Origin of the sequence: Serratia sp. CY74737 (genome assembly GCF_052166775.1) — a bacterium.
GTDB lineage: Bacteria > Pseudomonadota > Gammaproteobacteria > Enterobacterales > Enterobacteriaceae > Serratia > Serratia ureilytica.
This window is the reverse complement of sequence record NZ_JBJNOF010000002.1, coordinates 491076-513169: the sequence shown is the minus strand read 5'-3', so window position 1 is coordinate 513169 and position 22094 is coordinate 491076. Positions and strand designations below refer to the sequence as shown.

General features: G+C 55.2%; 17 protein-coding genes, 2 tRNA genes and 2 other RNA genes. 8 read left to right on the top strand and 13 right to left on the bottom strand.

Annotated elements, in window-relative coordinates:
- Nucleotides 1-63 precede the first annotated feature (63 nt).
- From oppF to ACJ8PE_RS04435, 7 genes are all read right to left on the bottom strand, one after another.
- Nucleotides 64-1065 carry a murein tripeptide/oligopeptide ABC transporter ATP binding protein OppF gene (oppF, locus tag ACJ8PE_RS04465; RefSeq protein ID WP_019452737.1) on the bottom strand — a complete coding sequence of 334 codons (1002 nt, stop codon included), beginning with the start codon at nucleotides 1063-1065 and terminating at the stop codon, nucleotides 64-66.
- On the bottom strand, nucleotides 1062-2078 hold the full coding sequence (locus ACJ8PE_RS04460) for an ABC transporter ATP-binding protein (protein ID WP_033650227.1): 1017 nt from the start codon (nucleotides 2076-2078) through the stop codon (nucleotides 1062-1064). The genes oppF and ACJ8PE_RS04460 overlap by 4 nt, the downstream gene beginning before the upstream one ends.
- 11 nt (nucleotides 2079-2089) lie before the next feature.
- Nucleotides 2090-2998, bottom strand: coding sequence for an oligopeptide ABC transporter permease OppC (oppC, locus tag ACJ8PE_RS04455; protein WP_033643297.1), 909 nt, complete (start codon nucleotides 2996-2998; stop codon nucleotides 2090-2092).
- A 14-nt stretch (nucleotides 2999-3012) separates the two neighbouring features.
- On the bottom strand, nucleotides 3013-3933 hold the full coding sequence (gene oppB / locus ACJ8PE_RS04450; RefSeq protein ID WP_004932150.1) for an oligopeptide ABC transporter permease OppB: 921 nt from the start codon (nucleotides 3931-3933) through the stop codon (nucleotides 3013-3015).
- 83 nt (nucleotides 3934-4016) lie between these two features.
- Nucleotides 4017-5654 (bottom strand): oligopeptide ABC transporter substrate-binding protein OppA, encoded by a 1638-nt coding sequence (gene oppA / locus ACJ8PE_RS04445; RefSeq protein ID WP_197759766.1) that lies wholly within the window; start codon nucleotides 5652-5654, stop codon nucleotides 4017-4019.
- 149 nt (nucleotides 5655-5803) lie between these two features.
- Nucleotides 5804-7441, bottom strand: a complete 1638-nt coding sequence (locus tag ACJ8PE_RS04440) for an ABC transporter substrate-binding protein (RefSeq protein WP_033650226.1) — start codon at nucleotides 7439-7441, stop codon at nucleotides 5804-5806.
- Between the two features lie 695 nt (nucleotides 7442-8136).
- Nucleotides 8137-8781 (bottom strand): YchE family NAAT transporter, encoded by a 645-nt coding sequence (locus ACJ8PE_RS04435; protein ID WP_015378089.1) that lies wholly within the window; start codon nucleotides 8779-8781, stop codon nucleotides 8137-8139.
- 529 nt (nucleotides 8782-9310) lie between these two features.
- Here ACJ8PE_RS04435 and adhE point away from each other — a divergent pair.
- Nucleotides 9311-11983 carry a bifunctional acetaldehyde-CoA/alcohol dehydrogenase gene (adhE, locus tag ACJ8PE_RS04430; RefSeq protein ID WP_046898916.1) on the top strand — a complete coding sequence of 891 codons (2673 nt, stop codon included), beginning with the start codon at nucleotides 9311-9313 and terminating at the stop codon, nucleotides 11981-11983.
- Nucleotides 11984-12102: 119 nt separating this feature from the next.
- Here adhE and ACJ8PE_RS04425 read toward each other — a convergent pair whose 3' ends face one another.
- Nucleotides 12103-12687 (bottom strand): thymidine kinase, encoded by a 585-nt coding sequence (locus ACJ8PE_RS04425; protein ID WP_033643301.1) that lies wholly within the window; start codon nucleotides 12685-12687, stop codon nucleotides 12103-12105.
- 703 nt (nucleotides 12688-13390) lie between these two features.
- On the opposite strand from ACJ8PE_RS04425, the gene hns reads away from it, so the two are divergent.
- A complete protein-coding gene (hns, locus tag ACJ8PE_RS04420) occupies nucleotides 13391-13798 on the top strand; it encodes a histone-like nucleoid-structuring protein H-NS (protein WP_004932170.1) in 408 nt (135 codons plus the stop codon).
- A 188-nt stretch (nucleotides 13799-13986) separates the two neighbouring features.
- Here hns and ACJ8PE_RS04415 read toward each other — a convergent pair whose 3' ends face one another.
- The 5 genes from ACJ8PE_RS04415 to rssA all read right to left on the bottom strand — a co-directional run bounded on the left by ACJ8PE_RS04415 (nucleotide 13987) and on the right by rssA (nucleotide 19544).
- Nucleotides 13987-14997, bottom strand: a complete 1011-nt coding sequence (locus tag ACJ8PE_RS04415; protein WP_033650223.1) for an NAD-dependent epimerase — start codon at nucleotides 14995-14997, stop codon at nucleotides 13987-13989.
- 9 nt (nucleotides 14998-15006) lie between these two features.
- A complete protein-coding gene (locus ACJ8PE_RS04410; RefSeq protein WP_042784706.1) occupies nucleotides 15007-16350 on the bottom strand; it encodes a UDP-glucose dehydrogenase family protein in 1344 nt (447 codons plus the stop codon).
- A gap of 43 nt (nucleotides 16351-16393) precedes the next feature.
- Nucleotides 16394-17311, bottom strand: coding sequence for a UTP--glucose-1-phosphate uridylyltransferase GalU (gene galU, locus ACJ8PE_RS04405; protein ID WP_033650221.1), 918 nt, complete (start codon nucleotides 17309-17311; stop codon nucleotides 16394-16396).
- A gap of 213 nt (nucleotides 17312-17524) precedes the next feature.
- Nucleotides 17525-18538: a two-component system response regulator RssB gene (rssB, locus tag ACJ8PE_RS04400; protein WP_004932178.1), complete on the bottom strand. Its 1014-nt coding sequence runs from the start codon at nucleotides 18536-18538 to the stop codon at nucleotides 17525-17527.
- A gap of 103 nt (nucleotides 18539-18641) precedes the next feature.
- Entirely contained in the window at nucleotides 18642-19544 is a 903-nt protein-coding gene (gene rssA, locus ACJ8PE_RS04395) for a patatin-like phospholipase RssA (protein ID WP_172756183.1), read from the bottom strand.
- A gap of 118 nt (nucleotides 19545-19662) precedes the next feature.
- Here rssA and ACJ8PE_RS04390 point away from each other — a divergent pair, with 118 nt between their 5' ends.
- The 6 genes from ACJ8PE_RS04390 (at nucleotide 19663) to ACJ8PE_RS04365 (ending at nucleotide 21930) form a co-directional block, all read left to right on the top strand.
- Complete coding sequence (locus ACJ8PE_RS04390) at nucleotides 19663-20127, top strand: YchJ family protein (protein ID WP_033643306.1); 465 nt, start codon at nucleotides 19663-19665, stop codon at nucleotides 20125-20127.
- Between the two features lie 68 nt (nucleotides 20128-20195).
- Complete coding sequence (gene purU, locus ACJ8PE_RS04385; RefSeq protein ID WP_004932187.1) at nucleotides 20196-21044, top strand: formyltetrahydrofolate deformylase; 849 nt, start codon at nucleotides 20196-20198, stop codon at nucleotides 21042-21044.
- A 175-nt stretch (nucleotides 21045-21219) separates the two neighbouring features.
- Nucleotides 21220-21304, top strand: a tRNA-Tyr gene (locus ACJ8PE_RS04380).
- 189 nt (nucleotides 21305-21493) lie between these two features.
- Nucleotides 21494-21578 (top strand) — tRNA-Tyr (locus tag ACJ8PE_RS04375).
- Nucleotides 21579-21626: 48 nt separating this feature from the next.
- A non-coding RNA gene (locus ACJ8PE_RS04370) (RtT sRNA) lies at nucleotides 21627-21754 on the top strand.
- Nucleotides 21755-21802: 48 nt separating this feature from the next.
- Nucleotides 21803-21930, top strand: a non-coding RNA gene (locus ACJ8PE_RS04365) — RtT sRNA.
- Nucleotides 21931-22094 lie beyond the last annotated feature (164 nt).

Sequence of the window (22094 nt, the reverse complement as noted above, 5' to 3'; positions counted from 1 at the left end):
ACGTTTCGGATAAAAAAAGCCCCGCTGAATAAGCGGGGCTTTTTGTTGCCGGCTAGCGGCGCATTACAGCGGATCGACCTTCAGGCACGAAACCGCATGGCGGAAACTGCCCTCCAGCAGCGGGCGCGTCTTGGCGCACTCCGGCCCGGCGATCGGGCAGCGGGTGCGGAACACGCAGCCGGACGGCGGGTTGATCGGCGAAGGCAGCTCCCCTTCCAACAGCTGGATCTGCTTTTCCTTCTCCTTGTCCGGATCCGGGATCGGCACCGCCGACATCAGCGCCTTGGTGTAAGGGTGCTGCGGATTGTGGTACACCTCGTCATAGGTGCCCAGCTCCACCGCATGGCCCAGATACATCACCAGCACGCGATCGGAAATGTGCTTCACCACCGCCAAATCGTGGGCGATAAAGATCAATGACAGCCCCATTTCGCGCTGCAGCTGCTGCAGCAGGTTCACCACCTGCGCCTGAATCGACACGTCCAACGCGGAGACCGGCTCGTCGCAGATCACCAGCTTCGGTTCGAGGATCAGCGCACGCGCGATGCCGATACGCTGGCACTGGCCGCCGGAGAACTCGTGCGGATAACGGTTGATCAGATTAGGCAGCAGGCCGACCTTCAGCATCATCGCCTTGACCTTGTCCTTCACTTCCTGACGCGGCATTTTCGGGTAGTAGGTGCGCAGCGGCTCGGCGATGATTTCGCCGATGGTCATGCGCGGGTTGAGCGAAGCCAGCGGATCCTGGAAGATCATCTGGATATCGCTGCGGGTTTTGCGCCAGTCGGCGTCGCTCATGCCCAGCAGATCTTTACCCAGCCAGGCGACGCGCCCGCTGGTGGCCTTCACCAGGCCGATGATGGCGCGCGCGAAGGTGGATTTGCCGCAGCCGGATTCGCCGACCACGCCCAGGGTTTCCCCCTCGAACAGCCGCAGCGTAACGCCGTCGACCGCCTTCAGGGTTTTCGGCGGCTGCCAGAACCACTGCTTGTCGTCATGAATGTCGAAGTGCACTTTCAGATCGGCCACTTCGAGCAGCACTTTCTTGTCAGTTACCGCTGTCATACCAACGCCTCCACCGGTTTAAAGCAGGCGCGCAGGCGCCCTTCCCCAAATTGCTCCAACGGCGGAGCGCTCGCGCACTGTTCCATGGCGTACGGGCAGCGCGGCTGGAACGGGCAGCCTTTCGGCAACCGCAGCAGGTTCGGCGGGTTGCCGGGAATGGTCAGCAACGCCTCGCCTTCGGCGTCGAGACGCGGCACCGCGTTCAACAGACCGATGGAGTACGGGTGGCTCGGCTGGTAGAACACCTCGCGCGCACTGCCGTATTCCATGGTACGCCCGGCGTACATCACCAGCACCTTGTTGCAGATGCCGGCCACCACGCCCAGATCGTGGGTGATCATGATGATGGCGGTGTTGAACTCGCGCTTCAGCTCGTTGAGCAACGTCATGATCTGCGCCTGGACGGTCACGTCCAGCGCGGTGGTCGGTTCATCGGCGATCAGCAGCTTCGGCCGGCACAGCAGCGCCATGGCGATCATCACGCGCTGGCGCATGCCGCCGGAAAACTCGTGCGGGTACATGCGCATGCGCTTGCGCGCTTCCGGCATTTTCACCGCGTCGAGCATGCGCACCGACTCTTCGAAGGCTTCGCTTTTACTCATTTTCTTATGCAGCATCAGCACTTCCATCAGCTGTTCGCCAACGCGCATATAAGGGTTCAGCGAGGTCATCGGGTCCTGGAAGATCATCGAGATTTCCTCGGCCCGCAGTTTGTTGAGCTGATTTTCCGGCAGGTTGAGGATTTCACGGCCGTTGAATTTGGCCGAGCCGCCGATGCGGCCATTGCTGGCCAGCAGTCCCATCAGGGCGAACGCGGTCTGCGATTTGCCGGAGCCGGATTCACCGACGATGCCCAGCGTTTCACCGGCGCGCAGATCGAAGTTCAGATCGTTCACCGCCGTCACGTCGCCGTCCGGGGTGGAAAACGTGACACGCAGGTCTTTCACGTCCAGCAGCGGCGACGCTTTGACGCCGGTGGCGGTTTGCAGTTGAGGATGTTCAATGGTGCTCATGGTTGCACTCCTTAACGATCTTTCGGGTCGAGGGCGTCACGCAGGCCATCGCCGATAAAGTTGAAACAGAACAGAGTGACGACCAGGAAACCCGCCGGGAACAGCAGCAACCACGGTGAAACTTCCATTGAGTTGGCGCCGTCGCTGAGCAATGCGCCCCAGCTGCTCAACGGTTCCTGCGTGCCCAACCCCAGGAAGCTGAGGAAGGATTCGAACAGGATCATGCTCGGCACCAGCAGCGAGGCATACACCACCACCACGCCGAGCACGTTAGGCACGATATGCCGCAGCACGATGTTGCGCGTGGAGACGCCGCACACCAGCGCCGCTTCGATGAACTCCTTGCGCTTCAGGCCAAGGGTTTGCCCGCGCACGATACGCGCCATATCCAGCCACGACACCATGCCGATCGCCACGAAGATCAGCAGGATATTCTGACCAAAGAAGGTCACCAGCAGGATAACGAAGAACATGAACGGGAAGGAGTTGAGGATCTCCAGCAGGCGCATCATCACCGAGTCGACCTTACCGCCCAGATAGCCGGACATCGCGCCGTACAGGGTGCCCACCACTACCGCCACCAGCGCGGCGGCCACGCCGACCATCAGCGAGATGCGCCCGCCGATCGCCACGCGCACCAGCAGATCACGCCCGGAGGAGTCGGTGCCGAAGTAGTGCCCCGATTCCATGCTCGGCGCGGCGGACATCATCGCCCAATCCGTATCGTCGTAGGCAAATTGCGACAGCATCGGCGCCAGCACCACAAACAGCGTGATCAGCGCCAGAATGAACAGGCTGCCGACCGCCGCGCGGTTGTGCATAAAGCGCCGACGCGCGTCTTGCCACAGGCTGCGCCCTTCCACTTCCAGCTTCTCGCTGAAGTGCTCCAGAGCTTCGCTGTTCTTTTTAGTCAACATCATTCGCGTGCTCCAGATTAATAACGGATTTTCGGATCGATGACCGCATACAGCACATCGACGATCGCGTTGAACAGAATGGTCAGAGCGCCCACCAGAATGGTCAGGCTCAACACCAGGGAGTAGTCGCGGTTCAGCGCGCCGTTAACGAACAGCTGGCCGATCCCCGGCAGACCGTAGATGGTTTCGATCACCATCGAACCGGTGATGATCCCGACGAACGCCGGGCCCATGTAGGACAGTACCGGCAGCAGCGCCGGCTTCAGCGCGTGGCGGAAAATGATGCGGCGCATCGGCAAACCTTTGGCGCGCGCGGTGCGAATGAAGTTGGAGTGCAGCACTTCAATCATCGAGCCGCGCGTGATACGGGCGATGCTGGCGATATAGGCCAGCGACAGCGCCACCATCGGCAAGATGATGAACTTAGGCGCGCCGCCGTTCCAGCCGCCGCCCGGCAGCCATTTCAACGTAATCGCGAAGATCAGCACCAAGAGCGGCGCCACCACGAAACTGGGTATCACCACCCCGGTCATGGCGAACCCCATCACCGTATAGTCCCATTTGGTGTTTTGATTCAACGCCGCGATCACGCCGGCGCTAACGCCCAGCACCACCGCCAACAGAAACGCGGCCAGGCCGAGCTTGGCGGACACCGGGAAAGAACTGGCCACCAAATCGTTGACCGAATAGTCCTTGTATTTAAAGGACGGGCCGAAGTCTCCCTGCGCAAGCTGCGCCAGATAATGACCGTACTGTTTCCAGATCGGGTCGTTCAAATGGTATTTGGCTTCGATATTCGCCATGACTTCCGGCGGCAATGCGCGTTCCCCGGTAAATGGACTGCCGGGCGCGAGGCGCATCATGAAGAATGAGATGGTAATAAGGATAAATAGTGTCGGGATCGCTTCCAACAAGCGACGAAGTATAAATTTCAGCATTGCCCTAACCCTGTGCGACAGCCTGATGACGGCTTATTATTCTCAACATGGGCCGGCGGCCTGCGCCGCCGGCTCTTACCGTATCAATGCTTGATGATGTACAGGTTTTTGTCGTACACGTTATCAAGCGGGTCTTTGCCGGTGTAGCCACCGACGTAAGGTTTCACCAAACGGGCGTTCACGTAGTAATACAGCGGAACGATGGCGGAATCTTTATCCAGCTGCACTTCCGCTTTCTGATACAGCTCGGCGCGTTCGTCTTTGGTCTTCGCGGTCAACACGTTGGCCATCAGTTTGTCGAACTCGGCGCTCTTATAGTGCGGGGTGTTACTGCTGCTGTCGGACAGCATCATGTTCAGGAACGAGCTCGGCTCGTTGTAGTCGGCGCACCAGCCGGCGCGCGATACGTCATAGGTGCCCTGATGGCGGGTATCCAGGAAGGTTTTCCACTCCTGGTTCACCAGCTTCACGTCCACGCCCAGGTTTTTCTTCCAGATGGAGGCGGCGGCGATCGCCAGCTTCTTGTGCAAGTCGGAGGTGTTGTACAGCAGGGAGAAGGTCAGCGGTTTACCCGGGCCGTAGCCGGCGTCCGCCAGCAGTTTCTTCGCCACTTCGTTGCGTTTTTCCTGCGTCCAGCCGAACCACTCCGGCGGAGTCAGCTTGGCGCCGTCGGTGTATGGCGGCGTAAAGCTGTAGGCCGGCAGATCGCCCTGGTTTTTCACCTTGTTGACGATGATGTCGCGGTCCATGCCCAGCTTCAGCGCTTCACGCACGCGCGCATCGGTGAACGGCGCCTTCTGGTTGTTGATTTCGTAATAGTAGGTGCACAGATAAGGATCGACGTGCACCTCTTTCGGGATCTCTTTCTTCAACTTCTGGAACAGTTCGATCGGCATGTTGTTGTAGGTCATGTCGATTTCACCGGTGCGGTAGCGGTTAACGTCGGTCACTTCCGACGAAATAGGCAGGAACGTCACTTTATTGATGATGGTTTTGGCGTTATCCCAGTATTCCGGGTTACGTTCCAGTACGATGCGTTCGTTGACAACCCAGTCTTTCAGTTTGTAGGCGCCGTTGCTGACGTAGTTGGCCGGCAGCGTCCACTTCTCGCCAAACTTCTCTACCGCGTCCTTATAGACCGGTTTCATGGCGTAGTGTGGGGTCATTTCAACCAGATAAGGCACCGGCTCGCTCAGGGTCACCTGGAAGGTGTGGTCGTCGATGGCCTTCACGCCCAGCGTCGACTTGTCTTTTTTACCGGCGATGATGTCATCGACATTTTCTACGTGGGCGTACTGCAGGTAGCTGGCGTAAGGCGACGCGGTTTTCGGATCCACCACGCGCTGCCAGCTGTAGACGAAATCTTGCGCCGTCACCGGCTTGCCGTTGGACCATTTGGCGTCTTTACGCAGGTGGAAGGTCCAGACTTTGAAATCCTTGTTATCCCAGCTTTCCGCGACGCCCGGCACGATGGAACCGTCCGGGCTGTTGTTCGCCAGGCCTTCCATCAGATCGCGGGTCACGTTGTTTTCCGGCACGCCCTCGATTTTATGCGGGTCAAGCGACTGCACTTCGGAACCGTTGTTTTTGACGATTTCTTGCTTGTCGGCCAGTTGCACGCCTGCAGGAACGTCGGCCGCGAAGGCGGAGGTGGTTGCTGTGATGCCGAGCGCGGCGATGACGCCGGCGGCAATGAGGGTTTTCTTCGTGATGTTGGTCATACTTATCGACTCCAGTTTTTTATTATCACAGGCTCTTCGTGGAACCTGCGTTGCCCGTAAGCGGACTCTGTTTTCCCGCCGCTGCGGAACGAATGCGGCGGCGGGCCTTCCCCATATTCCCCTGCGGTTCAGCGTGAGGAATACCCCTTTTACTGCTTGATGATGTACAGATTTTTAACGTCGGTATAGTCCAGCGGATCTTTGCCGGTGAACCCGCCTACCGTCGGTTTGATCAAACGCGCACTGACGCGGTAATACACCGGAATCAATGCGGAGTCTTTGTCCAACTGCGTTTCCGCCTGTTGGTAGAGCGCGGCGCGCGCGGCTTCATCCGGCGCCTTCAGCGTGGCGGCCATGATGGCGTCGAACGCCGGGCTCTTGTAAAACACGGTGTTGATGCTGCTGTTGGACAGCACCAGGTTCAGGAAGGCGCTCGGCTCGTTGTAATCCCCGCACCAGGTGGCGCGCGCCACGTCGTACTGCCCCTGATGGCGGCTTTCCAGCGAAGTCTTCCACTCCTGGTTGCGCAGCGTGACGTCGGCGCCGAGGTTCTTCTTCCACATCGATGCGGCGGCGATCGCCTGCTGTTTGTTTTGATCGGAGGTGTTGTACAGCAGCGAGAACTTCAGCGGCTTGGCGGCGCTGTAACCCGCTTCCGCCAGCAGTTTTTTGGCTTCGGCGTTGCGCTGCTCCTGGCTCCAGCCGGCCCACGCGGGCTGCGTGAAGTTGGCGCCTTCGGTGAAGGTCGGCGTGAAGCTGTAGGCCGGGATCTGCCCCTGGCCCATGATTTTGTTGGCGATAATGTCGCGATCCAGCGTCATCTTCACCGCCGCACGCACCCGCGGATCGGTGAACGGCGCCCGCTGGTTATTGAGTTCGTAATAGAAAGTGCACAGATAAGGGTTAACGTGCAGTTGCTCGGGCACTTCGCGCTTCATTTTGACGTACAGGTACGGCGGAATGGCGCTGTTGGTGATATCGATCTCGCCGCTGCGGAAGCGATTGACGTCGCTGACTTCAGAAGCGATCGGCAGGAAGGTCGCCTGGTTGATCACCGTCTGCTTGTTATTCCAGTAGCTCGGGCTGCGCTCCAGCACAATGCGCTCGTTCACCACCCACTCTTTCAGGCGGTAAGCGCCGTTGCCGACATAGTTGGCGGGCAGCGTCCATTTGTCGCCGAATTTCTCCACCACCGCGCGTTTGACCGGTTTGAGCGACGTGTGGCTCAGCATGCTGATGAAATACGGCACCGGTTCGCTCAGGGTCACCTGCAGCGTTTGATCGTCCAACGCCTTGACGCCGAGAGTCTGCGGGCTCTTTTTGCCGGTCAGGATGTCGTCGATATTCTCGACTTTGGTGTACTGCAGGTAACTGGCGTAGGGAGAAGCGATCTTCGGATCGGCCAGGCGCTGCCAACTGTAGACGAAGTCTTGCGCGGTGACCGGGCTGCCGTCGCTCCATACCGCGCCGGGGCGCAGGTGGAAGGTCCATTGCCGATAATCCTGGTTTTCCCAGCTCGCCGCCGCCGCCGGTACCACATGCCCGTTGGCGTCGGTACTCACCAGCCCTTCCAGCAGGTTAAGAATGATATTGCTTTCGGGTACGCCCTCGACCTTATGCGGATCCAATGAAGCCACTTCGCTGCCGTTGTTGATGACAATATTCTGCTGCTGCGCCAATTGGACGCCGGCCGGAACCTCCGCCGCCAAACTGCTATTTACGGCAATGACGCTCAACGCGCCGCTAATCAACAAGGTCAAAGAAGTGCGCTTCAGGGTTTGCTGCATAATCGAGGCTCCTTTTCACCGACAAGCATCGCTTATCGAAGTTTGTGAAGTGTTTATAAGAATTCTAAATAAACGGATACCAGCAAAAATCATTCCCGTTTTTATGGCGCATTTCAGTTAATTGACCACGGGAAAGTTGCTCGGAAATTAGCAGAAGCCAAATTCCATAGCCAATAAATTTTACAAAAATGTTAAGCAATTCTCTTTTATCGCACCAATCCCGATCCAGCCCTTGTGATGAAGGGCAAAGGAAAACATGAAAACAACTTTGATTTTAAAGGATAAAATTCAAAATTAGTTTCATTTGAAACTGTCGACGCAATCCCATTGCCGCACAAAGAAACATTCAGTTAACAAACCAGCCATTCAAAGAACAAACACCTGCCTACAGGCGGTTAATCACTAATAACACCTGGATGAAAGTGAGACAAGCCCCACAGAATGATGTGATTAATTTAACAACAGCTTTACCGTTTAACGAGGAGAAAACGCGCGGAAATGGGGAAAGAAAAGTGTCTGAAATAACGCTTAGCGTTTTTTTTAAGCAGCAACATGAGATTTATGCAACATAAGAGTGCAATGGCATAAATTTTATTCATCTTGTGCACTATAATAATGCGAACCAATAAATAATTTAACTTTTAAAATTAATTTTAGCCGCGCTCAAGGACAGAGACGCGGCCAAACGAGAGCGATTACAACAGGCCGGGGAATATCGCCTTAATGCCGGTAACGATAAATTCGATCCCGAGCGCCATCAGCAACAGGCCCATGATACGGGTGATCACGTTGATGCCGGTCTGCCCAAGCAAACGCACCAACAGCGGCGCGGCGCGGAACAATAACCAGCAGCAAAAAGCGAATAAGGCGATCGCCACCGTAAAGCCGAGCAGGCTTTGCCAATTGTGATAACGGGAACTCCACACGATGGTGGAACTGATCGCCCCCGGCCCCGCCATCAACGGCAGCGCTAACGGCACCACGCCGATGCTTTCGCGGATCGCGCTCTCCGATTTCTCCTGTTTGTTCTGCTTATCTTCACCCAGCTTGCCGCTGATCATCGACATGGCGATGGTCACCACCAAAATACCGCCGGCGATGCGGAACGAATCGATGGAGATGCCGAACATCCGCAATATCCCTTCACCCAGGAACAGCGATGTCCATAGAATGATGGCAACCGACAGGTTGGCGGTCAGGTTGGTTTTATTGCGCCCCGCCTCCGCCTGGTAACTGGTCATGCTGATAAACACCGGCAAGATGCCCACCGGGTTGACCAGCGCAAACAGACCGACAAAGAACTTGATAAAGCCGGAAAGATCCAACAGAGATTGGCCCACAGATGGCTCCGCGTTAATTGCTGTAAAGGTGTGCTGACTATGCGCGCTAATGTAATGGAATTGCCGCGGGTAATCCATCCGGCCAGAGCAGCATTTTTGACTACCAGCAAGTTAGGCAACAAAACAAATGCCCTTTGTTAAAGTGATGTATGGCCTTTTGATTTTTTATGTTGAAAAAAGAGTCACCGATCACAGTTATTGAGAATCACTCTCAAAAACACCAAGCTGAAAGGTGTCAGCTTGCACTTTTCATGATTTAGATCACAAATCAACTACCCAACAGTGGGTAAGCTCTTAGTCGTAGTCAGGGAGTAGAACAAAGTAGGCCGCGGCATCGCCGGTTCCGTTCTCCTCACTGCCTGCCCCTCAGGTTGGCGTAGGGTAAAGCTCTTTAAGCAAATCAGCAGCATGCGAAGAAACAACGCGGGAAGACCCCGGTATTCTCATCACCGCTTATCCCCGTTACGACTATACTAGTGGCTCGCACGGCTTATTTACTGAAAGAGTTTAACATTATCAGGAGAGCATTATGGCTGTAACGAATGTCGCTGAACTGAACGAGCTTGTCGCACGTGTCAAAAAAGCCCAGCGCGAATATGCCAACTTCACTCAAGAGCAAGTGGATAAAATCTTCCGCGCTGCCGCCCTCGCCGCTGCTGATGCCCGTATCCCGTTGGCCAAAATGGCCGTGGAAGAATCCGGAATGGGTATCGTCGAAGACAAAGTGATCAAAAACCACTTCGCTTCCGAGTACATCTACAACGCCTATAAAGATGAAAAAACCTGTGGCATCCTGTCTGAAGATGACACTTTCGGTACCATCACCATCGCCGAACCTATCGGCCTGATTTGCGGTATCGTTCCTACCACCAACCCAACTTCTACCGCGATCTTCAAAGCGCTGATCAGCCTGAAAACCCGCAACGGCATCATCTTCTCGCCGCACCCGCGTGCGAAAAATGCCACCAACAAAGCCGCCGACATCGTGCTGCAAGCCGCTATCGCCGCCGGCGCGCCAAAAGACATCATCGGTTGGATCGACCAACCGACCGTCGAGCTGTCCAACCAGCTGATGCACCACCCTGACATCAACCTGATCCTGGCCACCGGTGGCCCGGGCATGGTGAAAGCCGCTTACAGCTCCGGCAAACCGGCAATCGGCGTAGGCGCCGGTAACACGCCGGTCGTGGTGGACGAGACCGCAGACATCAAACGCGTGGTCGCCTCTATCCTGATGTCCAAAACCTTCGACAGCGGCGTTATCTGCGCTTCCGAACAGTCGGTCATCGTCGTTGACGCTATCTATGATGCGGTACGCGAGCGCTTCGCTTCCCACGGCGGCTATCTGCTGCAGGGCAAAGAACTGAAGGCGGTGCAGGACATCATCCTGAAAAACGGCGGCCTGAACGCGGCCATCGTCGGGCAATCCGCGCCGAAAATCGCCGAGATGGCGGGCATTAAAGTGCCGGCCAACACCAAAGTGTTGATCGGCGAAGTGAAGCTGGTCGACGAGTCCGAACCTTTCGCCCATGAAAAACTGTCGCCGACGCTGGCGATGTACCGCGCCAAAGACTTCGAAGACGCCGTCGCCAAAGCCGAAAAATTGGTCGCCATGGGCGGTATCGGGCACACCTCTTGCCTGTATACCGACCAGGATAACCAAACGGCTCGCATCGCCTACTTCGGCGATAAAATGAAAACGGCTCGCATCCTGATCAACACCCCGGCTTCTCAGGGCGGTATCGGCGACCTGTATAACTTCAAACTCGCGCCTTCGCTGACGCTGGGTTGCGGTTCCTGGGGTGGTAACTCCATCTCTGAAAACGTCGGACCTAAGCACCTGATCAACAAGAAAACTGTAGCGAAGCGAGCAGAAAACATGTTGTGGCATAAACTTCCGAAATCGATCTACTTCCGCCGTGGCTCGCTGCCAATCGCGCTGGAAGAAGTGGCGACCGACGGGGCGAAACGCGCCTTCATCGTGACCGACCGTTTCCTGTTCAACAACGGCTATGCTGACCAGATCACCAAGGTTCTGAAGTCTCACGGCATCGAAACCGAAGTGTTCTTCGAAGTGGAAGCCGATCCGACGCTGAGCATCGTGCGTAAAGGCGCCGAGCAGATGAACTCCTTCAAACCGGACGTCATCATCGCGCTGGGCGGCGGTTCGCCGATGGACGCCGCGAAAATCATGTGGGTGCTGTACGAACATCCTGAAACCCACTTCGAGGATCTGGCGCTGCGCTTCATGGACATCCGCAAGCGTATCTACAAGTTCCCGAAAATGGGCGTGAAAGCGAAGATGATCGCCATCACCACGACGTCAGGCACCGGTTCGGAAGTCACGCCATTCGCCGTCGTGACCGACGACGCCACCGGGCAGAAATACCCGCTGGCCGACTATGCGCTGACCCCGGACATGGCGATTGTCGACGCCAACCTGGTGATGAACATGCCGAAATCCCTGTGCGCCTTCGGCGGCCTGGATGCGGTGACCCACGCGCTGGAAGCCTACGTGTCGGTGCTGGCGAACGAATACTCTGACGGCCAGGCGCTGCAAGCGTTGAAACTGTTGAAAGAGTATCTGCCGGCCAGCTATAAAGAAGGCGCGAAGAACCCGGTTGCCCGTGAACGCGTGCACAACGCCGCCACCATCGCCGGTATCGCTTTCGCCAACGCCTTCCTCGGGGTTTGTCACTCCATGGCGCACAAACTGGGTTCGGAGTTCCACATTCCGCACGGCCTGGCTAACGCGATGCTGATTTCCAACGTCATTCGTTACAACGCGAACGACAACCCGACCAAGCAGACGGCCTTCAGCCAGTACGACCGCCCTCAGGCGCGCCGCCGCTACGCTGAAATCGCCGACCACCTCGGCCTGAGCGCACCGGGCGACCGCACCGCGCAGAAGATTGAGAAGTTGCTGGCCTGGCTGGACGAGCTGAAAACCGAGTTGGGCATCCCAGCTTCCATCCGTGAGGCGGGTGTGCAGGAAGCCGACTTCCTGGCGAAAGTCGACAAGCTGTCGGAAGACGCTTTCGACGACCAATGCACCGGCGCCAACCCACGCTATCCGCTGATTGCCGAACTCAAGCAAATCATGCTGGATACCTTCTATGGCCGCGAGTTCAGCGAAACGGTGGAAGAGGAAGCGGCTGCACCGGTCGCAGCCAAAACCGCAGTAAAGAAGTCCAAGAAATAACGGTTCCGTGAACCGATGAAAAAACCCGCCGAATGGCGGGTTTTTTATTGCGTCTGGCGCGCGGTTTTTCTTATCCCGCCGCCAAAACGCCTCAGTGGGCGCTGGCGGCATTTTCGCCCCTACTCCAGGGAGTGGATCGCCTCTTTATAATGCTTGCGACAGACGGAGACATAGCTCTCGTTACCGCCAATCACCACCTGCTCGCCGGCGTGCATCGCCTTGCCATGCTCATCCAACCGCAACACCATGTTGGCTTTACGCCCGCAGTGACAGATGGTTTTCAATTCCACCAGCTTATCGGCCCAGGCCAGCAAATATTGGCTGCCGGTAAACAACTCGCCGAGAAAATCGGTACGCAAGCCGTAACACAATACGGGAATGTCCAGTTGGTCCACCACATCGCATAATTGCTCAACCTGCGCTTTGGTCAGGAATTGGCTTTCATCCAGCAGCACACAATGCACCGGCTGCTGTTGATGCTCTTGCTGGATCATGGCGTACAGCATCGAGTCGTTGTTATAGAGCTGCGCCTGCGAGGATAAACCAATGCGCGAACTGACTTTGCCTACGCCAAAGCGGTGATCGATCTCCGCAGTGAACACCAGCGTGCGCATACCGCGCTCTTGATAGTTATATGAAGACTGTAGCAGCGCGGTGGACTTGCCGGCATTCATCGCAGAGTAATAAAAATAAAGTTGAGCCATGGCCCCGCAACTCCGATGGTATAAGAAATATTCAAAATGTTGATTAGGACGGTAAGTGTACCATAACCTGCCCCCCGCCTCAGCCCAAAGCGAACGAATATTGCGTTCGCCGTAATAATGCGCTTTCAAGCGAAACATATCGTTCTGTCGGCCTGTTCTTTTTACAGCTATTTACAGGATAATGTATGCCTGTCATCACTATTAATTCTTGCTAATGGTTAAGCCCGGTGATTTGCCCATTAATGCCGACTTGCCCATTCCCTCTCGCTGGCGCTGCAGCCGCGGCGGAGCCCCCGTCTATTATACGCGAGCCCAATACCGGGCATTTAATCACCTGCACCGACGCGCCAAGGTTTACTGACGCAATCTTTACCTATATACCCCTATTGTTTACAATGTCTGGCCTGCCGTGGCGTGATTAAGCCCACAGAACTCATTGTAATATTGATATAAATTACTACGATAACTTATCGATGAAAGCCTTGTGATACGCGCCTTTTAAAGCCTGTCTGCTGAAATTTTGACTTAAGCGCGCCAAGGGTAATAGTTAACAGCCCTTCCTATTATTAGTCGGACTGATCCGATTAACGGTTTTTTTAAAGGTAAATTTGAGTATTCAAGCCAATTTGGCTATTGCAGAAAAGAAAAGAGCACTCTATTATTATCAAGACGCCCCCCACCAATATAATTTGAGACTAGGACAATGAGCGAAGCATTAAAGATTTTGAACAACATCCGCACTCTGCGCGCCCAGGCAAGAGAATGCACACTGGAAACGCTGGAAGAAATGCTCGAGAAACTGGAAGTTGTTGTGAACGAACGTCGCGAAGAAGACAGCCAGGCTCAAGCAGAAATCGAAGAACGCACTCGTAAACTGCAGCAATACCGCGAAATGCTGATTGCTGACGGTATCGATCCAAATGAACTGCTGCAAACCATGGCTGCCAACAAGGCTGCCGGCAAAGCAAAACGTGCAGCACGTCCAGCTAAATACCAATATAAAGACGAAAACGGCGAACTGAAAACCTGGACCGGCCAAGGCCGTACTCCTGCGGTGATTAAGAAAGCAATCGAAGAGCAAGGTAAATCTCTGGATGATTTCCTGCTGTAATAGCGATTCAGTCCGTATCTGAAAGGCTCCCTGCGGGGGGCCTTTTCATTTTTAGAGCGTATAACCCTGATCCCGTCATTCCTCTCTCCTTTTAGTAAATATCCTAATTCGCTTTTGCGCCGTACATGAGATCGCAGCGAAAAAAAAGGGACCCAAAGGCCCCTTCTGTCGCATTTATCCGCGTTCAATTATTGAACCTGATAGAATGCCTTATACCAGTCAACAAAGCGCTTCACGCCCTCTTCAACGCTGGTTTCCGGTTTAAAGCCAATGTCACGATAAAGCTCTTCCGTATCCGCGCTGGTATCCATCACATCGCCCGGTTGCATCGGCAGCATATTCTTACGGGCCGTCACCCCCAATGCCTTCTCCAACGCACTGATATATTCCATCAGTTTAACGGGGGTGTTATTGCCGATATTATAAACGTGATACGGCGCTGAACTGGTTGCCGGCGATCCCTGTTCAACGGTCCATGACGGATCCGCCTGCGGAATAACCGCCTGCAACCGCACTATCGCCTCGGCGATATCATCGATGTAAGTAAAATCTCGGTGCATTTCACCGTGGTTATATACGTCGATGCTCTCCCCGGCCAATATGGCTTTGGTAAACTTGAACAGCGCCATATCCGGGCGCCCCCAGGGACCATATACCGTAAAGAACCGCAGCCCGGTCGTCGGGAGACCGTATAAATGGGAATAGCTGTGTGACATCAGCTCGTTGGCTTTTTTAGTCGCCGCATACAGTGACACCGGATGATCGACAGAATCTTCGGTGGCAAACGGCAGCTTGCGATTCAGGCCATATACCGAGCTGGAAGAGGCGTAAAGTAAATGCTCAACCTTATTATGACGGCAGCCTTCCAAAACGTTTAAATGACCGATCAGGTTAGCATCGGCATAAGCCAACGGATTGACCAGCGAATAACGTACGCCGGCTTGAGCCCCCAAATGAATGACTCGCTGGAACTGATGCTCGGCAAACAATGCCGCCATGCCTTCACGATCGGCCAAATCCAGCTTGATAAAGCGGAATCCCGGCTTATCCGCCAGTCGATCCAGACGGGCCATTTTCAGGCCCACGTCATAATAATCATTCAGGTTATCAATGCCGACAACCTGATGACCGGCGGTCAACAAACGCTCTGCAACGTGATAGCCAATAAACCCTGCGGCGCCTGTAACCAGGAATTTCATGCTCACTCCTTAAATAACCGGTTTAATCGAGGCGCCGCGGCCAATTGCGTAATAGGTAAAGCCGCGATTTTCCAAACGCTCCGGATCGTACAGGTTACGGCCATCGAAGATCACCGGCTGCTTCAACGCGCCCTTGATCACATCGAAGTCCGGCGCGCGGAAGTTCTGCCATTCGGTGCAGATCACCAACGCATCGGCGCCGTGCAATGCAGCCTCTTTGGTGCCCACCAGCTTCAAATCGTCACGCTGTCCATAGATGCGCTGAACTTCGTTCATCGCCTCCGGATCGTAGGCTTGAACGGTGGCGCCGGCGGCCCACAGCTGTTCCATCAGCACGCGGCTGGAAGCTTCACGCATGTCATCGGTATTCGGCTTGAACGCCAGTCCCCACAGCGCGAAGGTTTTGCCCTTCAGATCGCCGCCGAAGTAGTCGTTGATAAAGCTGTTCAGCTTGTCTTTCTGCTGATAGTTGACCTGCTCTACCGCCTGCAACAGCTTCGGTTGGTAACCGATCTGCTCCGCCGTACGGATCAGCGCCTGGACATCTTTCGGGAAGCAAGAGCCGCCGTAGCCGCAACCCGGGTAGATGAAGTGATAGCCGATGCGTGAGTCGGAACCGATGCCCTGACGCACTTTCTCAATGTCCGCGCCCAGCATTTCCGCCAGGTTGGACATTTCGTTCATAAAGCTGATCTTGGTCGCCAGCATGCAGTTAGCGGCATATTTGGTCAGCTCCGCGCTGCGGATATCCATCATGATCATACGATCGTGATTGCGGTTAAACGGTTCGTACAGCTCGCGAATAGGCTCGATCACATCTTTATTGTCGGTACCGATCACGATGCGCTCAGGACGCATGCAGTCTGCCACCGCCGCGCCTTCCTTCAGGAATTCCGGATTGGATACCACGTCAAACGGCACGTTGCTGCCGCGTTTCGCCAGCGTTTCAGCCATCACCTGACGCACCTTGTCCGCCGTACCGACCGGTACGGTGGATTTGTCGATCACCACTTTGCGATCGGTCATGTGCTCGGCGATAGTGCGCGCCACCGCGGTGACATACTTCAGGTCGGCGGAACCGTCTTCATCCGGCGGCGTGCCGACGGCAATGAACTGGATAGTCCCGTGCGCCACGCCCGCTTTGGCATCGGTGGTGAAATGCAGACGGCCGGCCTCATAGTTTTGCTGCACCAGCGGCGTCAGACCCGGTTCGAAAATCGGGATATTCCCTTTTTTCAGGTTTTCGACTTTTCGCTCATCGACGTCAATACACATAACGTCATGGCCTACTTCAGCCAGTACGGCGGCCTGCACCAGCCCCACATAACCAATACCAAAAACTGTTACTTTCATGTGAAAATCCTAGTTTTTCAAATTAAGACGAAAGATCACTCAATCACTTCTTATCAGCGGCAACAACCTGTTGCAGCCACTGAGAAAATTCTTTGCCCAGGCTGGCATGGCGCATGCCGTATTCCACGAAGGCCTGCATGTAACCGAGTTTGTTACCGCAGTCATGGCTCACGCCTTTCAGGTGATACGCTTCCACCGTTTCCTGCTGCATCAGCATTTCGATACTGTCAGTCAGCTGAATTTCGTCGCCGGCGCCCGGAGGCGTTTTCGCCAACAGCGGCCAGATATCGGCGGAGAGGACATAACGACCGACAATCGCCAGGTTGGAAGGCGCTTTCTCCGGCGACGGCTTCTCGACCACGCTGACCATCGGCGCGCTTTCGCCCGGATGCAATTCGACGCCCTTACAGTCGGCTACGCCGTAGTTGCCAACATCTTTATGCGGCACAGGTTCAACCATGATCTGGCTGATGCCGGTGGTTTCGAAGCGCTGCAGCATGTCGTGCAAGTTGTCTTTTTTCGGATCGGCGCTGTATTCGTCAAGGATCACGTCCGGCAACACCACCGCGACCGGCTCATCGCCCACCATCGGGTAGGCGCACATAATCGCATGCCCCAAGCCTTTGGCATTCCCCTGGCGGACTTGCATCACGGTAACGCCCTTCGGGCAGATTGACTGCACTTCATCGAGCAGTTGACGCTTGACGCGTTTTTCCAGCATCGCTTCCAGTTCGAAACTGGTATCAAAATGGTTTTCGATCGAGTTCTTGGAGGAGTGGGTGACCAGCACAATCTCGTTAATCCCTGCCGCAATGCACTCATTGACGACGTATTGGATCAGCGGTTTATCAACCAGCGGCAACATTTCTTTCGGAATGGCTTTGGTGGCCGGCAACATCCGCGTACCCAAGCCTGCAACCGGGATCACGGCTTTTCTGACTTTGCGATTTACAGCAGGCATTATTTCCTCTCTTAAAGCTGAAGCGCTCATTTTATGAGCTTGGGCTCGATATAAAAAAACCTTCGGAGTATACCAGCTTATGCGCGCCGAGCATTAACCAGAACACAAATAGAAAACATTTAGGACTATTACCCGTTCTGATAATCGGGAGAAAAAATAGACGGTTTAATTACCGATAAGTGAATAGCTTAAGATATCGCCGATCAACGTCCATTATTCGGCGCTGAGCATCAGCCGCAATCGGCCGCCGCTGCCCCATACCTGACATTGCCAGGCCGTACAGCGTTGACTGATCTGGTTCATGTAGGTGGCGCCCAGCGTGCCCAGCGGCACGCCGTTGCTCAGCTGAATTTGATTGTCGCCGGTATTGACGTTGGCATGCAGCCCGGCGGAAACCAGAATCAGGTTTTTATTTTCGGCGTGATAATATCCCAGCAACAGCGGGAATTGGCCGTCTAATTTCCCCTGCCGCAATAATTGATTAACCTGCTTTAACAATGCCGACATTTGCGGCAGGCGATGTTGTTGATTAGCCAGATGGTCTTGCAGCAACCCATTAAATAATGCGCGTAACAGCAGCGCCGCCAATACGCCATTATCACCGGCGCGCGTGACGTCCAGGCAATAGAACGCCAGGTCTTTTTCTGACAATGCCGCGATATCCAGCACCAGCCCGGGATTTTCGCCCGTGGTTAACTGGCGATAGTTGATCCGGCAATGCGCAATGGTTTGCTGCACCGGCGGCTGCAATTGCTTAAGCAGTTTGACGGCTTCGGAAGGATTCTTGCTCAGCGCGTCCCAATCCTGAAACAGCTCAACCTCTTCAATCGCCTGGGAGGTGAACATATTGGGGTATAAACACGCCAGCACCGCCTCACGCAGGCGATTGAGATCGGTCAGCGGTTTCAGCAGCACATCCTGTACGCCCAAACGCAGCACCTTGGCGATGTCCGCCATCTTGTCGGTAGCGGAGATCACCAGCACCGGGATCTGCAGCCCCTGCAGACGCAGGTGTTCAACGAATTCGATGCCACCCATTTCCGGCATCGCGAGATCGCACAGAATCAGATCCGGCTTGAAGTCATCGACGGCACTCAGCGCCTGTAAACCGTTGGTCGCCTCGCCGGTTTCCGCGCCCAGCGAGGTCAGATAACCGACCAGCACGGAACGAAAAACCTGTTCGTCCTCAACGATCAAGATACGCTTGTGAGTGAGTGGTAATGCCATCAGCCGAGCCTCGTCCCTTTCCATAGTGTAATAGTGGCTCAAAAAGGTCACTTATGCTCGTCTGAAACAGACCAACCGCGCATTGCCAACCAAGAACCGAGAATTATCTATTTTTTATCAACGGCAACAACCGATCCAGTTGTTTTTCAACCGCCAGCAACCCCGCTTCGATCGCTTCATCGGCGCGGTGGAAATCCAGCGTTGAGATCTGCGGGCAAAAAGGCTGGATCAAAACGTCCGGCGGATCGCTCGCCATCCGGTTGCGCTTCAGGCGATTTTCCAGCATTTGAATCGATGTGCTCATAATCTCCATCGCCGTCGGCGCCGTCGTCGGTTTGCGCTTGCGCATTCTGCCGACGCGCTCCCGCAGGCGCCCGCGCCAGGTCTCCGCAGGCGTATCGTCCGGGCGTTCGTCCTCGCCGCGTATCGAGAACAGATCCTGCTGCATCAAATGCGCGTCATGCTGCAGATCGACCGCAATGACAATATCGGCGCCCAGCGCCCGGCAGAGCGACACCGGTACCGGATTGACCACTGCGCCGTCCACCAGCCAATAGCCGTCGGCCCACACTGGCGCCAATAGACCTGGCATGCTGCAAGAAGCGCGCACCGCCTGATGAATATCGCCTTCGGTCAGCCACAGTTCGCGGCCGGTGCTGAGATTGGTCGTCACGGCGCCGAACTTCAGCGCACATTCGGCAATATCATTGACCTTCAACAGTTGCCCGACGGCAGTGAACACCCGATCGCCGCGCAACAAACCGCCGCGCTGCCAGGAAAAATCCATCAGACGAATGACGTCCCAATAGCTGAACGACCGCACCCACTGCTCCATCACCGGCAAACGGTGACTGGCGAATGCCGCCCCCACCAACGCACCGACAGAGCAGCCGGCAACGATATCGACCTCAATCCCCAGTTTCTTTAACGCATTGATCACGCCGATGTGCGCCCAGCCTTTAGCCGAGCCCGCCCCCAGCGCCAGTCCGATCTTGATTTGCCGCATAGCGCCATCCTCTCGGTAAAAGGTGTTCTCTGCTTTCAGGGTAGATTGTCACTGACGAATATTGTTAGGTAACATATGCGCTAAATTCATTTTCAGCCTCGTTTTCTCAGGAGTTATTTTGCCCGAATCATGCCCATGCGGCAGCGGACTGGCGTATAACGCGTGCTGCGCCCCTTTTATCAGCGGCAGTCAGCCGGCGCCGACGCCCGGCCAACTGATGCGTTCACGCTTCACCGCCTACGTGAATCATAACGTCGACTATCTGATCGCCACCTGGCACCCCGACTGCGGTGCCGAAGCATGGCGCAATGCGATCGTCGACAGTTTCAAAAACACCGAATGGCTGGGCTTGACGATCGTCGAGGAGCAAACCGGCCATGAGCCGGACGAAGGCTTCGTCGAATTCATCGCCCGCTTCACCGATGGCGAAAGCGGCGAGCCTCAGGCGATGCATGAGCGCTCACGCTTCCTTCGTCGCGATCAACGTTGGTATTATATCGACGGCAGCAAACCCCAGCCCGGCCGAAATGCGATATGTCCCTGCGGCTCAGGGAAAAAATATAAGAAGTGCTGCGGGCGCTAGCCGGCCGGCGCTTCACGTTAACCCCTGCGCAGACAGGCCGTTCAGTATCAGACAGGATCCTCAAACCCATGCCACACCAAAATGTACAACGAAAAGTGTTACGCACCATCTGCCCGGACGCCAAAGGGCTGATCGCCAAGATCACCAACATCTGTTACAAACACGAGCTCAATATCGTCCAGAATAATGAGTTCGTCGATCACCGCACCGGGCGTTTCTTCATGCGCACCGAGCTGGAAGGCATTTTCAACGACAACACGCTGCTGGCCGATCTGGACAGCGCGTTGCCGGAAGGTTCGCTGCGTGAGTTGCACAGCACCGGACGTCGGCGCATCGTGGTGCTGGTCACCAAAGAGGCACACTGCCTGGGCGATCTGTTGATGAAAAGCGCCTATGGCGGCCTCGACGTTGAGATCGCCGCCGTAATCGGCAACCACGACACGCTGCAAACGCTGGTGGAGCGTTTCGATATTCCTTTCCATCTGGTGAGCCACGAAGGATTGACGCGCGAACAGCACGACCGCGAAATGACGGCCAAGATCGATCAATATCAGCCGGATTACGTGGTGTTGGCCAAATATATGCGCGTGCTGACGCCGGCCTTCGTGCAACATTATCCGAATCAGGTGATCAACATTCACCATTCGTTCCTGCCGGCGTTTATCGGCGCGCGGCCTTATCACCAGGCCTACGAACGCGGCGTGAAAATCATCGGTGCCACGGCTCACTACGTTAACGACAATCTCGACGAAGGCCCGATCATCATGCAGGACGTGATCCACGTCGATCACACCTATTCCGCCGAGGATATGATGCGCGCCGGCCGCGACGTAGAGAAAAACGTGCTCAGCCGAGCCCTGTATCAGGTGTTGGCGCAGCGCGTCTTCGTCTACGGCAATCGCACCGTTATTCTGTAATCGCTCAATAAATCGGTGCATTTCGTTCAGGGATGCACCGCCAAGAATAAAAAAACGGCAAACGATTCATTTTCTGCATTTCAATGCTTTACACATCCGCTTCATTTGATATGATGCGCCCCGCTTACCGAGACAGCGCTCTCGCAAGCAAGGCCAGTTAAATAGCCATGTATATGGTGGGGTTCCCGAGCGGCCAAAGGGAGCAGACTGTAAATCTGCCGTCACTGACTTCGAAGGTTCGAATCCTTCCCCCACCACCATCTTCTCTTTGTTGATGAACTTGAAGCGAAAGCTGAAATATCATTAAACGCCGAGGGGGAGGATGAGAAGCTTCGACAAGGTTCGAGCCGAGCGCAGCGAGACAACGCGCTTTAGCGCGGTAATCCTTAGAAGCACACAATAGGAATTTAGCCCATTCCTTAAAAAATCAGCAAATCCATGAATACCATGGTGGGGTTCCCGAGCGGCCAAAGGGAGCAGACTGTAAATCTGCCGTCACAGACTTCGAAGGTTCGAATCCTTCCCCCACCACCATCTCTTCCAGAAAATTCCAAAACCGAATTAAAAGCACATCGCATCCATAATGCTCCGTATTGGGGAAGGATGAGAAGCTTCGACCAAGGTTCGAGTCTCACGCAGTGAGACAACGCGCTTTAGCGCGGCCCGCAGGGTGAGTCGCGCAGCGACGAATCATCCTTCCTCCACCACCATTTCTTACAGAAAATCCCAAAACCGAATTAAAAGCACATCGCATTCATAATGCTCCGTATTGGGGAAGGATGAGAAGCTTCGACCAAGGTTCGAGTCTCACGCAGTGAGACAACGCGCTTCAGCGCGGCCCGCAGGGTGAGTCGCGCAGCGACGAATCATCCTTCCCCCACCACCATCTCTTCCAGAAAATCCCAAAACCCACTTAAAGCACACCGCATCCAACACGTTGCATCCAATGTTCTCGTATCAATAAATCAAGTTATCTCCCCCTTATTAACCGCTTTCATCCAGACGTTTTATTTCTCTCCCCCGCCCGTAACTTGAACTCCTGCCGACAAT

Excerpts from the sequence above, each read along its gene's own strand:
- oppF (WP_019452737.1), bottom strand. The coding sequence starts at position 1,065 with ATGACAGCGGTAACTGACAAGAAAGTGCTGCTCGAAGTGGCCGATCTG.
- rssA (WP_172756183.1), bottom strand. The coding sequence starts at position 19,544 with ATGCGGCAAATCAAGATCGGACTGGCGCTGGGGGCGGGCTCGGCTAAA.
- ACJ8PE_RS04425 (WP_033643301.1), bottom strand. The coding sequence starts at position 12,687 with ATGGCTCAACTTTATTTTTATTACTCTGCGATGAATGCCGGCAAGTCC.
- hns (WP_004932170.1), top strand. The coding sequence starts at position 13,391 with ATGAGCGAAGCATTAAAGATTTTGAACAACATCCGCACTCTGCGCGCC.
- ACJ8PE_RS04410 (WP_042784706.1), bottom strand. The coding sequence starts at position 16,350 with ATGAAAGTAACAGTTTTTGGTATTGGTTATGTGGGGCTGGTGCAGGCC.
- ACJ8PE_RS04460 (WP_033650227.1), bottom strand. The coding sequence starts at position 2,078 with ATGAGCACCATTGAACATCCTCAACTGCAAACCGCCACCGGCGTCAAA.
- oppC (WP_033643297.1), bottom strand. The coding sequence starts at position 2,998 with ATGATGTTGACTAAAAAGAACAGCGAAGCTCTGGAGCACTTCAGCGAG.
- rssB (WP_004932178.1), bottom strand. The coding sequence starts at position 18,538 with ATGGCATTACCACTCACTCACAAGCGTATCTTGATCGTTGAGGACGAA.
- galU (WP_033650221.1), bottom strand. The coding sequence starts at position 17,311 with ATGCCTGCTGTAAATCGCAAAGTCAGAAAAGCCGTGATCCCGGTTGCA.
- oppA (WP_197759766.1), bottom strand. The coding sequence starts at position 5,654 with ATGACCAACATCACGAAGAAAACCCTCATTGCCGCCGGCGTCATCGCC.
- purU (WP_004932187.1), top strand. The coding sequence starts at position 20,196 with ATGCCACACCAAAATGTACAACGAAAAGTGTTACGCACCATCTGCCCG.
- ACJ8PE_RS04440 (WP_033650226.1), bottom strand. The coding sequence starts at position 7,441 with ATGCAGCAAACCCTGAAGCGCACTTCTTTGACCTTGTTGATTAGCGGC.
- oppB (WP_004932150.1), bottom strand. The coding sequence starts at position 3,933 with ATGCTGAAATTTATACTTCGTCGCTTGTTGGAAGCGATCCCGACACTA.
- ACJ8PE_RS04415 (WP_033650223.1), bottom strand. The coding sequence starts at position 14,997 with ATGAAATTCCTGGTTACAGGCGCCGCAGGGTTTATTGGCTATCACGTT.
- adhE (WP_046898916.1), top strand. The coding sequence starts at position 9,311 with ATGGCTGTAACGAATGTCGCTGAACTGAACGAGCTTGTCGCACGTGTC.